At 41.2% G+C, this 11,116-nt stretch carries 12 protein-coding genes; 10 read left to right on the top strand and 2 right to left on the bottom strand.

Features of this window, described 5'->3' with window-relative positions; all coding sequences use genetic code 11:
- Positions 1-9: 9 nt before the first annotated feature.
- Together ACWIUJ_RS05995 and accB are read right to left on the bottom strand one after the other, a co-directional pair.
- The gene (locus tag ACWIUJ_RS05995) at positions 10-1,362 is read right to left on the bottom strand and encodes an acetyl-CoA carboxylase biotin carboxylase subunit (RefSeq protein WP_454150855.1); all 1,353 of its coding nucleotides are present in this window, start codon (positions 1,360-1,362) and stop codon (positions 10-12) included.
- A 12-nt stretch (positions 1,363-1,374) separates the two neighbouring features.
- Positions 1,375-1,839 carry an acetyl-CoA carboxylase biotin carboxyl carrier protein gene (gene accB / locus ACWIUJ_RS05990; RefSeq protein ID WP_454150857.1) on the bottom strand — a complete coding sequence of 155 codons (465 nt, stop codon included), beginning with the start codon at positions 1,837-1,839 and terminating at the stop codon, positions 1,375-1,377.
- A gap of 109 nt (positions 1,840-1,948) precedes the next feature.
- On the opposite strand from accB, the gene dcd reads away from it, so the two are divergent.
- The 10 genes from dcd (at position 1,949) to ACWIUJ_RS05940 (ending at position 11,097) form a co-directional block, all read left to right on the top strand.
- Positions 1,949-2,518, top strand: coding sequence for a dCTP deaminase (gene dcd, locus ACWIUJ_RS05985; RefSeq protein ID WP_454150858.1), 570 nt, complete (start codon positions 1,949-1,951; stop codon positions 2,516-2,518).
- A gap of 60 nt (positions 2,519-2,578) precedes the next feature.
- The gene (locus ACWIUJ_RS05980) at positions 2,579-3,967 is read left to right on the top strand and encodes a bifunctional phosphopantothenoylcysteine decarboxylase/phosphopantothenate synthase (protein ID WP_454169601.1); all 1,389 of its coding nucleotides are present in this window, start codon (positions 2,579-2,581) and stop codon (positions 3,965-3,967) included.
- Positions 3,964-4,683 (top strand): hypothetical protein, encoded by a 720-nt coding sequence (locus ACWIUJ_RS05975; RefSeq protein ID WP_454169599.1) that lies wholly within the window; start codon positions 3,964-3,966, stop codon positions 4,681-4,683. Before ACWIUJ_RS05980 ends, ACWIUJ_RS05975 begins: the two co-directional genes overlap by 4 nt.
- A gap of 88 nt (positions 4,684-4,771) precedes the next feature.
- Positions 4,772-6,328: a phospholipase D family protein gene (locus ACWIUJ_RS05970; protein WP_454169597.1), complete on the top strand. Its 1,557-nt coding sequence runs from the start codon at positions 4,772-4,774 to the stop codon at positions 6,326-6,328.
- A 10-nt stretch (positions 6,329-6,338) separates the two neighbouring features.
- Entirely contained in the window at positions 6,339-6,716 is a 378-nt protein-coding gene (locus tag ACWIUJ_RS05965) for a hypothetical protein (protein ID WP_454150866.1), read from the top strand.
- 65 nt (positions 6,717-6,781) lie between these two features.
- The gene (locus ACWIUJ_RS05960) at positions 6,782-7,987 is read left to right on the top strand and encodes a multidrug effflux MFS transporter (RefSeq protein WP_454169595.1); all 1,206 of its coding nucleotides are present in this window, start codon (positions 6,782-6,784) and stop codon (positions 7,985-7,987) included.
- A gap of 81 nt (positions 7,988-8,068) precedes the next feature.
- Positions 8,069-8,497, top strand: coding sequence for a 50S ribosomal protein L13 (gene rplM, locus ACWIUJ_RS05955; protein WP_454150870.1), 429 nt, complete (start codon positions 8,069-8,071; stop codon positions 8,495-8,497).
- 16 nt (positions 8,498-8,513) lie between these two features.
- On the top strand, positions 8,514-8,903 hold the full coding sequence (gene rpsI, locus ACWIUJ_RS05950) for a 30S ribosomal protein S9 (protein ID WP_454150872.1): 390 nt from the start codon (positions 8,514-8,516) through the stop codon (positions 8,901-8,903).
- Between the two features lie 81 nt (positions 8,904-8,984).
- Positions 8,985-9,926, top strand: a complete 942-nt coding sequence (locus ACWIUJ_RS05945) for a branched-chain amino acid transaminase (RefSeq protein WP_454169593.1) — start codon at positions 8,985-8,987, stop codon at positions 9,924-9,926.
- Positions 9,927-9,954: 28 nt separating this feature from the next.
- Positions 9,955-11,097: an SPFH domain-containing protein gene (locus ACWIUJ_RS05940; RefSeq protein ID WP_454169591.1), complete on the top strand. Its 1,143-nt coding sequence runs from the start codon at positions 9,955-9,957 to the stop codon at positions 11,095-11,097.
- Positions 11,098-11,116: the final 19 nt, after the last annotated feature.

The raw sequence follows: 11,116 nt of genomic DNA, 5'->3' as shown, positions 1-11,116 counted from the left end.
GAAAATAAGTTATTTTAAAAACTCTTGCTCTAAGTATTTGGTATGGATTTTTGAGAGGTGGAAATCTTTGTTTTCCATCATTTTGATATGGAATGGGATAGTGGTCTTAATGCCCTCAATGCAAAATTCCTTAAGTGCGCGGTGCATTCGCCTAATCGCCTCATTCCTATCGCTTCCCCACACGATGAGCTTGCCAATCATAGAATCATAGTGCATAGGCACGGTATAGCCACCATACGCGTGCGTGTCTAGGCGCACATTCGCACCACCCGGACTTATCCATTTAGTGATTTTACCCGGGCAGGGGTAGAATTTCTCAGGGTCTTCGGCGGTGATTCTGCATTCTATGCTATGCCCTTTAAATGTGATTTCCTCTTGGCTTGGGAGCTTCTCGCCCTCTGCCACGCGCACCATCCACTCGACTAAGTCAAGCCCGCTTATCATCTCGCTTACCGTGTGTTCAACTTGCAAGCGGGTATTCATCTCCATAAAGTAAAAATCCTCATAATTCGCATCAAGCAAAAACTCAAATGTCCCCGCTCCCACATAGCCGATATGCTTGGCTGCTTTGACTGCGGTATCAAGCAATCTTTGGCGCACTTCTGGCTTTAGCACCACAGCGGGAGCTTCCTCGATGAGCTTTTGCTGGCGTCTTTGTGCAGAGCAGTCGCGCTCGCCTATGTGGAGGACATTGCCGTGCTTATCCGCGAGAATCTGCACTTCGATATGCTTAGGCGAGCGGATAAACTTCTCCATATAAATCGTCCCATCACCAAACGCGCTTAGAGCCTCACTCTCAGCGGCTAGATAGAGATTTTTTAGGAGTTCGGGCTTTTCTACCACACGCATTCCTCGCCCTCCACCTCCAGCAGCAGCCTTTAAAATCACGGGATAGCCGATTTCTTTCGCTACTTTTTGGGCTTCATTCGCGTCTTTGAGTGCGCCATCACTTCCCATTATCACGGGCACACCCGCTTCTTTCATCACATCTTTTGCTTTAGATTTATCACTCATTAGCACCATTACTTCACTGCTAGGACCGATAAACTCGATATTATGGTGCGCGCAGACTTCTACAAAGTTTTGATTCTCACTTAAAAATCCATATCCCGGGAAAATCGCATCAGCCTCAAAGAGCTCTGCTGCACTCATAATGGCTGGGATATTAAGATAGCTTTGAGAGGACTTCTCCGCTCCCACACAGACTTTAGCATCGGCTATATCAAGGTAATGCGTGTCTTTATCCGCAGTAGAGTAAATCGCAATAGCCTGCTTGCCCATTTCTTGAATCGTGCGGATAGCACGAAGCGCAATTTCACCGCGATTGGCGATAAGGATTCGCTGTATTTTTTTAGACTTCATAGAGGGCTACTTTTAGAGTTTTTGGATTTTTACAAGATTGGTGCTAAACTCGACAGGCGTAGCGTCATCAACCTCAATAGAGAGAATCTTGCAATCACATTCTGCTTCGATTTCATTCATTATTTTCATTGCCTCAATAATGCCGATAGTCTGTCCCTTTTTGACTGTATCGCCCACATTGATATAGGGCGAAGCACCCGGACTTGGGCATCGGTAAAATGTGCCAACCATTGGTGAAGTGATAAAATCGCCACTTGAGCTACTTTGTGCAGGTGTCGCCTTGTGAGATTCTGTGTTTTGGGTGGATTCTTGGACTTGAGGGGGTATAGGAGCACTTGGAATGCTTACTTGTGTGCTAGCACTTGGTGTAGCATATTTTTCAATTTTTAACTCAAAGTCGCCGTTTTTCACGCTAAGTTTGGCGATGTCGCGCTCATCGAAAAATTCCATTAGTTTTTTAATTTCTGCTAAGTTCATCTTCCGCCTTTTTTGTGAGATTACACACCTTAGGTGTGCTAATAAAAATAAACTTGCTATAATACCACATTTTCTCTACAAAAGATATAAAATTTTTAAGGAGTGTAAAATGGGGCTAAAGAGTGATTCTTGGATACGACAAATGAGCCTAGAGCACGATATGATACAACCATTTTGCGAGAAGCAAGTGGGCAAAAATATCGTATCTTTTGGGCTTTCAAGCTATGGCTATGATATTCGCGTGGGAAGCAAATTTATGATATTTAGCAATGTGGATTCTATGGTGGTAGACCCCAAAAATTTCCACGAAAATAATGTCATCACCAAAGAAGCAAAAGATGGATTTTGCATAGTCCCGCCAAACTCCTTTGCGCTCGCACACACGGTGGAGTATTTTAAAATGCCACGCGATACGCTTGCAATCTGTCTAGGCAAAAGCACTTATGCGCGGTGTGGAATCATTGTCAATGTAACGCCTTTTGAACCAGAATTTGAGGGGCATATCACTATTGAGATTAGCAACACTACGCCATTGCCTGCCAAAATCTACGCAAATGAGGGTATCGCTCAAGTGCTGTTTTTTCAAGGTGATGAAATGTGTGAAGTAAGCTACAAAGATAGAGGTGGCAAATATCAAGGACAAAGGGGCATCACACTCCCTAGAATCTTAGAGAAATAAATATAAGGAATAACGCCTTGAAAGCATTGCCACGCATTAACATTATAGTAAGGAAAATAAATGAGCGAATTTGATTTTTTGCGCCCGCTTTTTGCTAAAAGGAAAATTTTGGTGGTTGTGAGTGCGTCTGTGGCGGTGTATAAAACCCTTGATATTATAAGCACACTGCATAAATTAGGCGCGAAAATCCGCGTGGTAATGAGCAAAGAGAGCACAAAGTTTATCAATCCGTTGCTTTTTGAGGCGTTGAGTAAAAATGTCGTCTTGTGCGAAGATTCTCAAAGTTGGAGTGGCAAAAAAGCACCAAATCATATCACTTATGCTAAATGGGCGCAAGTTGTCTTAATCGCGCCTGCTACGGCGAATACTATCGCTAAATTTGCACAAGGAATCGCTGATGATATAAGCACTTGCACACTCTTAGCCTGCAATGCTGAAAAAATCCTCGCTCCTGCTATGAATACGACAATGCTAAATGCCCCTCAAACACAAGCAAATCTTACTACACTACGCAATTTGGGCGTGCAAATAATCGAGCCAAAAATCGCGCTTTTGGCTTGTGGAGATGAGGGAAAGGGAGCATTGGCAGATAAGGCTGAGATAATTTTTGCCCTTTTGCGCTCTCTTATAAATCTTAAGCATTTGCCTATAAAATCTTTTAGGGATAGCGAGATTGAGCGAATGACAATTCTTCGTAATAGAGTTGAGAATCTTGCATTTTGGCGAGACAAAGAAGTCATCATCACGGGCGGAGGAAGTAGTGAGAACATTGATAGTGTGCGCGTGATTAGTAATCTCTCAAGTGGCAAGCAAGCATATTTTTTAGCCCTGTGTCTTTACACGCTGGGGGCGAAGGTAACGCTCATTAGCTCAAAGCCACAAGATGATTTACCACCATTGCCTCATAGCATTGCGCAAGCAAGGGTAACTACAAGCAAGGAATTTTATGACGCGATTATAGAATCTAAGCGCAAGTGCAAAAGTATCCCCTATCTTTTTATGAGTGCAGCGATTGCGGACTTCACCCCAAAATCCCCCGCCAAACACAAGATAAAAAAAGACCAAATGCAAGATTTGTGTATCGAGCTTGTGCGTAATGTGGATATTCTTGCAAGTTTAGATTCTAAGGAATTTTATAAAATAGGCTTTAAGGCCGAGAGTGATGAAAAAACTGCCATTAAAAGTGCTCAAACAATGCTTGAGCATAAGCAATGTCTTTGTGTGTGTCTTAATGTCATAAACGCACAAAATAAAGCCTTTGGAGAGATGAACAATACAATGCAATTTGTGTGGCAAGATAGCATTAAAGCATTAAACCACGCACTAAGTAAGTTTGCTCTCAGTTTTGAGGTTGCTAATATCGCGCGTGTGGCTAAACAAAGCATTCATACAGATTCACGCCCACAGCATCGCAAAGATTGTAATAAAAGGGCTAAAATAGGGCAATGAAACACATTGGCACTCTTTTTAGAGCGTTTAACTCTACTCATATAGCACATTTTAATGCGAGCTTACCGATAGTAATTAGCGTGCGCCAAAGGCTTAGCTCCTCAAAATATCTTTTAGAAATTGGCAATAAAACACTTCAAACCACGAGTTATAAATCTCTCAAAGTGGGAGAAAAATATTGGGGGACAATGCAAGAGAGCTCAGATGGTGCGATAGTGCTTAATAATCTTTTACACCGCCCAGCGATTTTAGACTTTTTGCCATTTGCTCCACAAAAGTTTGACCTCACACAACTTGAGGAATTTTTAGAATCTAAAAATATCTTTAAATGCGCCCTTGATAGAAATTTAGAGCAAATGGCAAACGCAAAAAACAAAGAGGAATTTGAGTTTTTTAGCTTTGTCGTGCTTGGATTAAAAGAGGGCGTGCTAAGCTTTGTGCTCATAAATGAAAAAAAAGAGAGTCTTTTGCAAATCCAGCGACAACAAAACGCCATTATTTTTAGCGTGATAATGCCTCATCTTGGGGCTATTGAAGGGAAAATATCGCCAAGCAACGCAATCATTATAAAAGCAAATTTTGAAAATTCTCTCGCATTGCTTCAAGCAAATACCAAGCAATTAAAGCAATATGCGTCCATAGAATTTGTGCTTGATAAGGCGATAAAGCCACTTTTTGTCCCGCAAGGCGAGAATCTGCTAAGCTATCTTGTATAGTGAAGTTAAGAATTAAGAAGCAAAAGAAATCGATAAATTATTTTAGCTATAATATCCCATTTAATTATCAAAAAGGGGTTGCGTGCAAATGCGCTTAATGCTAGGTCTAAGTAATATTTTTATAGCATTTTTTATGTTTGTCGGGTGTGCTCAAGGGGTAATCAATCTCAACGATGTCCCTAGAGATTCTCTCCAATCAAGCCTAGAAATAGAATCTTTTGAGCCATCTCAAACGCATATTGGCAAAATTTATAGCGAAGAAATCACAAAAAACAACGGCAAAAGTGGCGCGTTGCTTATCCAAGATGGCTCACAGGCTTTAATCCATCGCTCAGCATTAGCAAAAATGGCGCAAAAAAGCATTCTTTTGCAATCCTCAATTTATCGCGATGAGCTCTCTTCAAGGGTGCTTATGCGTGAGCTTTGGCTTGCGGCAAATCGTGGAGTAAAGGTGCGACTTTTAATTGATGATAATGGGCTAGATTCTGATTTTAGCGATATTATCGCGCTTGATTCTCACCCTAATATCGAAGTAAAGATTTTTAACCCATATAAAAATCGCTCAAAACTTCTGCGATACCCAGAGATGATATATGGCTTTAGTCGTATTTCACGCCGAATGCATAATAAAATTTTCGTGGTAGATGATATTGCGCTTGTCATTGGTGGGCGCAATATCGCTGATGAATACTTTAATAGCAACACAGATATTAACTTTACAGACACAGATGTGATTTTTATCGGTCCTGTGGTGCAAAAGGCGGTGGAAAACTTCAATGAATATTGGGCGTATGAACGCTCGATTCCAGCGTATTTACTCCCCTCTAAACGAAGTATGAAAAAATATGAAGAAGACATAGCTAAAACTATTGATACACTTGAGAATCCTAAAGAATTTGAGCAATATAATCATTTGGTAAATGAATTTGTGGAGGATTATAATGATAAAAAATTCCCAATTTTGTGGGGAAGTGCGACTTTTATCGGCGATAAACCACAAAAAATAGAGCAAGAATTAGAAAGCAACCCCATTTATGATACGCTCAAAGATATATTTACCTCGACAAAAAATGATGTCTATATCGCTGTATCTTATCTTGTGCCCGGTAAAAAGTCATTAGCCCTTATAGATTCTCTAAAAGCGCGTGGCGTGCAAACATATATATTAACCAACTCACTCGCCTCCACAGATTTGCTTGTGGTGCATTCAGCGTGGGAATCATATCGTAAAAAGTTTGTAAAAAATGGCGTAAAAGTCTATGAATACCACTATCACGGGAAAAAGGAGCGTAGTGGTTTGCGTGGCAAACTTAAAAAAACCAATGTTTCATTGCATAGCAAAACCATTGTGTTTGATGAGCGCATTACTTGGGTGGGAAGTTTTAATCTTGACCCACGCTCAGTAAGTCTCAACACAGAATCGGTGGTGATTTTTGACAATCCACAATTTGCCCTAGCACTCAAAAAAATGATACAATCTCAAATGCGAGAATCGTGGGAAGTCGTGGAGTTTGGTGGAAGTATTCATTGGCGTGGATATAATAATCTTGGAGAATATGAACTTCACTCAAGCTCCCCTAATGCAAGCATATTGCTTCGTGTGGTAAATGTGCTGGCAAAAATTTTGCCTGAAAAACAAATCTAAAGGATTGCGTATGTTGATAATTGGGCATAGCGAGATAGCATACCAAAAGTTTGTGCGTGTGGAATCATTAGAGCAAATCACACAAAGTAGGAATGATGAAATTGTGTGGTTTCCTTACAATGGAGATTTTCGTCTTCTTAAGCATTGCGCGAGTAATGAAATTGCCTTTGGAGTGCTCGTTGAGAGTGTGAGTGATTTTGTGTTGAGTGCGAGCTTTATGCCACATTATCTTATCGTGCGTCATAGTGCGCAAACTTTCCAACAAGTCGCCCAAAACTATTTGTTTGATAGCAAAGTGCTCTATGTGATTAAGAGCGAAGATGAGATAGAATCGTTAGCAAAACTTGGTATTGATGGTGTGATTTTTGCAGATGTGTTGCGTTTATAGTTTATTTAATTAAGTTACAATTATTTCTCTATCAAACATAACATTACTCAAATCTAAGGAATCTGATGTCAAACGCAACACAAAATCCTACTACTAAAGATAGCCAGAGACGCAATTCTCGAGTGTATTTGCTCATTGTGCTTGCTTGTTTAAGTGCTTTTGGTCCTTTTATTACGGACTTTTATCTGCCTGCTTTGCCAAAGATTCAAGAGCTTTTTCATTCAAGTGAAACTTATGTGCAACTCTCTATCACTTGCTCGCTTTTGGGATTGGGGCTTGGTCAGCTTGTGATGGGTCCATTTAGCGATATGTATGGGCGCAAGAGAGTGCTTCTTATCTCACTTTTTTTATTTGTGTTAAGCACGATTGCGTGCATTTTTAGTTGGGATATTGGCTCATTTATTGTGTTTAGGTTATTGCAAGGCATTGCCGCAAGTGGCGGGGTTGTTATTTCTCGTTCTGTGGTGGCGGATTTGTTTAGAGGAGAAGAGTTAGCGAAGTTTTATGCAATGCTTGGGGCGATTCACGGGCTTGCGCCAATTTGTGCGCCCGTGCTTGGTGGTATAATGCTCGAATTTACCCAGTGGCGTGGAATCTTTGTGGCTTTGCTCGGCATTGGTTTAGCCCTTTTAATCGCTGTGTTTTTCTTCCACGAAAGCCTCCCGTTAGAAAATCGCCTCAAAGGCAAGATTTATGAAAGTTTTTCATTTTTGGGGATTGTCAAAAATCGCACTTTTATGCTCTATACAGCAATCAATGCTGTTGCTATGGGATTTATGTTTAGTTTTATTGCTTCGAGTTCATTTATTTTTGAGAATCATTTTGGGCTAAGCGAATTGCAGTATGGCTTTTGTTTTGGTGGTGCGGCGTTAGGGCTTACTATTGGTGCGAGCGTTACGCCATTATTTAAAAGTGAGCGTAAGGCATTGAAAACGGGTATTGTAGGATTTTTTGTGTTAGGACTTATTACAAGTGCCATAGTGCTTTGGCACGGCAATATGTGGATTATGGAATCAAGCATTGTGCTTACGCTCGTTTTTTTGGGTATGATTTTGCCATCAGCTACTGCATTGGCAATGGAAATGGAGCGCAAAAATGCGGGTAATGCTTCTGCGGTGCTTGGATTCTCGCTTTTTGCATTTGGAGGGATTGTCTCACCACTTACAGGGCTTGGAGATATTTTTGTTTGCACAAGCGCGGTAATGGCAAGTTCTGCAAGCTTTTTGGCAGTGTGTGGGATATTTGTATTGAGGAAAAATCATTCCTTATAATTAGCTTAAATTAAGTTAATTTTAAGCGAAAATTTTTTATAATCCCAATTAGAATTTTACTTCATACTAAAAGGATTCTTAATGAAATTTACAAAAACACCAACACAGAGCGAAATACAACGCCAATGGATTGTGTTAGACGCCAAAGGCGAGGTTTTTGGTCGTCTTATTACCAAGGCGGCAAGTATCTTGCGTGGCAAACATAAGCCAAGTTATACACCAAATATGGATTGTGGAGATTTTGTGGTTATTGTGAATGCCACAGAAGTGAAGTTTAGCGGAATGAAGCTTAATGACAAAGAGTATTTTACACATTCTGGTTACTTTGGAAGCACAAAGAGCAAAACTCTCCAAGAAATGCTCCAAAAGCACCCAGAGAAACTTTATCATCTTGCTGTGCGCGGTATGCTACCAAAGACAAAGCTCGGGCGCGCAATGATTAAAAAACTTAAAGTGTATAAGGGCAGTGAACACCCACATAGCGCACAAGTAGCAAAGAATAAAAAGTGAGATAAGGAGCTAAAAAATGACAAAAATTTATGCAACAGGGAAACGAAAAACAGCCATTGCTAAGGTGTGGTTAAAAAGCGGGACAGGGAAACTCAATATCAATGGACAAAGTCTAAATGAGTGGCTTGGTGGGCACGAGGCAATTAAGATGAAAGTAATGCAACCTTTAGTGCTTACAAAGCAAGAAAAGTCTGTTGATATTATCGCACATACACTTGGTGGTGGATATAGCGCGCAGGCTGAAGCGTTGCGACACGGAATCTCAAAGGCATTGAATAATTACGATAGTGCATTTCGAGCGATTCTAAAACCAAAAGGATTGCTTACTCGTGATTCTCGTGTGGTTGAACGAAAAAAATATGGGAAGAAAAAAGCTCGCCGAAGCCCACAATTTTCAAAACGCTAGAAATTATTGCAAAAATAAGAGTATGGCTTATAGAATTGTGGCTTTTGTAGGCTCTATATTTGAATTTTTAAGGAGTTGTAAATGGCACTAAAAGAATCAAGCTACATTTGGAAAAATGGCAAACTCATCGCGTGGAAAGACGCTACCACACATATTTTAAGCCATACTATTCATTATGGAAATGCCGTGTTTGAAGGCACTAGGGCATATATGACGCCAAAGGGATTGGCGATTTTTCGGCTTGATGACCATTGCAAGCGATTGTTAAATTCTGCAAAAATCGCTCGTATCAACTGCCCTTACGATTTAGCGGAGCTAAAGCAAGCGCATATTGACTTGTTGCGCGCAAACAAGGCAGACTATAATGGCAATGTGTATATTCGCCCATTTATCTACTTGGGCTATGGCGTTATGGGCGTGTATCACGCAAACGCGCCTGTGGAGACTGCTATCGCCGCGTGGGAGTGGGGCGCATATCTTGGTGAAGATGGCATAAACAACGGAATCAAAGTCAAAATGAGCTCTTTTGCGCGAAATTCTGTCAAAAGCTCGATGGGCAAGGCAAAAGCTGCGGCAAATTATTTCAACTCTCAAATGGCGAAATACGAGGCGATTGCGTGCGGGTGTGAAGAGGCGTTGTTGCTTGATGAGAGCGGGTTTGTGAGTGAGGGAAGCGGGGAGTGCTTTTTCATCGTGCGAGATGGCAAGCTCATCACCCCGCCGCACGACTACACTTTAGAATCTATCACCCAAGCCACCACCATAGAAATCGCCCGTGATTTGGGCATCGAGGTGGTGGAGCGCAATATCACGCGTGATGAAGTCTATATCGCTGATGAGGCGTTTTTCACAGGCACAGCCGCAGAAATCACGCCCATAAGAGAGGTGGATTTCTACCCCATAGGCGTGCGAAGCGGCGAGGGCAAGGCAGGAGCAATCACCAAAAAACTCCAAGCAGAGTTTAACAAAATCATAAACGGCGAGAATCCAAAATACGCCAAATATTTAACTTACATTGATTAAATGGTAAAATACACATTAAGGAGCAAGTATGCCAATAGATTTAAACGAACACTTAAAGCGCAAAAGAGCGCAAATCCAAGATAAGCCTGATTCTAAAAAAGAAGACAAAAACACCGACAAAAATGACGGCGGTGGAGGAAATGGCGGAAATTGGAATTTTGGTGGAAGCGATGGGTTTAATAACCTAAATGACTTTTTGCCAACAGGCAAAAAACTTACAGTGTGGGTTATTAGCATTGCCATTTTACTTATTATCATTGTGAATAAACCTTTTGTTATTGTGAGTTCAGGGGAAGTTGGGATTAAATCGACCTTTGGTGAATATCAACCAAATCCACTTAAGCCCGGCTTGCATTTGTTTATGCCATTTTTGCAAGATGTTATCATTGTAGATGCAAAGGTGCGAAAGATTGACTTTTCACGCACGGAGGATATGGGAGTAGTGGGAAAGAATCAGGGGATTTTACGCAATGATGCGATAAATGTGCTAGATTCTAGAGGTTTGACTGTACTCGTAGAGCTTACCGTGCAATACCAGCTTAACGAAGCAAATGCCCCTCTAACCTTTGCTACCTATGGCGCAGAATGGGAGCAAAAAATCATTAACCCTGTGGTGCGTGATGTGGTGCGAAGTGTTATTGGTCGCTATCCTGCAGAGGAGCTCCCTACAAAACGCGATGATATTGCCAAAGAAATAGCACTCAATATGGAAAGTGAAATTGGAAAATTTAAAAATAATCCCGTAATGATTACTTCGGTGCAGTTTAGAGAAATTGTGTTGCCAGAAAAGATAAAGGCACAAATTGAGCAAGTGCAAGTCGCTAGACAGGAAGCCGAAAGAGCAAAAAACGAGGTAGAACGCGCAAAACAAGAAGCTGAAAAAGTCGCGGCGTTGGCAAAAGGTGAAGCTGATGCTAATCGTGTGAGGGCGCAAGGTGTGGCTGATGCCATTACGATTGAGGCACAAGCACAAGCACAAGCAAATAGGCTGATTGCAGGCTCGCTTAGCAATCAACTTTTAAATTTGCGTCAAATTGAAGTGCAAGGCAAGTTTAATGAAGCACTCAAAGAAAATACGAACGCACAAATTTTCTTAAGTCCCGGTGGGGCTGTCCCAAATATCTGGGTAGATTCTAAAAGCAAAAAGCAAAGCACAATGAGCGCGCAATAAAATTCATATTGTAATACTG

It is taken from the genome of Helicobacter sp. 23-1046, assembly GCF_053654635.1.
This window is presented reverse-complemented; position numbering and strand designations above follow the sequence as displayed.

Excerpts from the sequence above, each read along its gene's own strand:
- rplM (WP_454150870.1), top strand. The coding sequence starts at position 8,069 with ATGAAATTTACAAAAACACCAACACAGAGCGAAATACAACGCCAATGG.
- dcd (WP_454150858.1), top strand. The coding sequence starts at position 1,949 with ATGGGGCTAAAGAGTGATTCTTGGATACGACAAATGAGCCTAGAGCAC.
- ACWIUJ_RS05970 (WP_454169597.1), top strand. The coding sequence starts at position 4,772 with ATGCGCTTAATGCTAGGTCTAAGTAATATTTTTATAGCATTTTTTATG.
- ACWIUJ_RS05995 (WP_454150855.1), bottom strand. The coding sequence starts at position 1,362 with ATGAAGTCTAAAAAAATACAGCGAATCCTTATCGCCAATCGCGGTGAA.
- ACWIUJ_RS05980 (WP_454169601.1), top strand. The coding sequence starts at position 2,579 with ATGAGCGAATTTGATTTTTTGCGCCCGCTTTTTGCTAAAAGGAAAATT.
- ACWIUJ_RS05975 (WP_454169599.1), top strand. The coding sequence starts at position 3,964 with ATGAAACACATTGGCACTCTTTTTAGAGCGTTTAACTCTACTCATATA.
- ACWIUJ_RS05945 (WP_454169593.1), top strand. The coding sequence starts at position 8,985 with ATGGCACTAAAAGAATCAAGCTACATTTGGAAAAATGGCAAACTCATC.
- rpsI (WP_454150872.1), top strand. The coding sequence starts at position 8,514 with ATGACAAAAATTTATGCAACAGGGAAACGAAAAACAGCCATTGCTAAG.
- accB (WP_454150857.1), bottom strand. The coding sequence starts at position 1,839 with ATGAACTTAGCAGAAATTAAAAAACTAATGGAATTTTTCGATGAGCGC.
- ACWIUJ_RS05960 (WP_454169595.1), top strand. The coding sequence starts at position 6,782 with ATGTCAAACGCAACACAAAATCCTACTACTAAAGATAGCCAGAGACGC.
- ACWIUJ_RS05940 (WP_454169591.1), top strand. The coding sequence starts at position 9,955 with ATGCCAATAGATTTAAACGAACACTTAAAGCGCAAAAGAGCGCAAATC.
- ACWIUJ_RS05965 (WP_454150866.1), top strand. The coding sequence starts at position 6,339 with ATGTTGATAATTGGGCATAGCGAGATAGCATACCAAAAGTTTGTGCGT.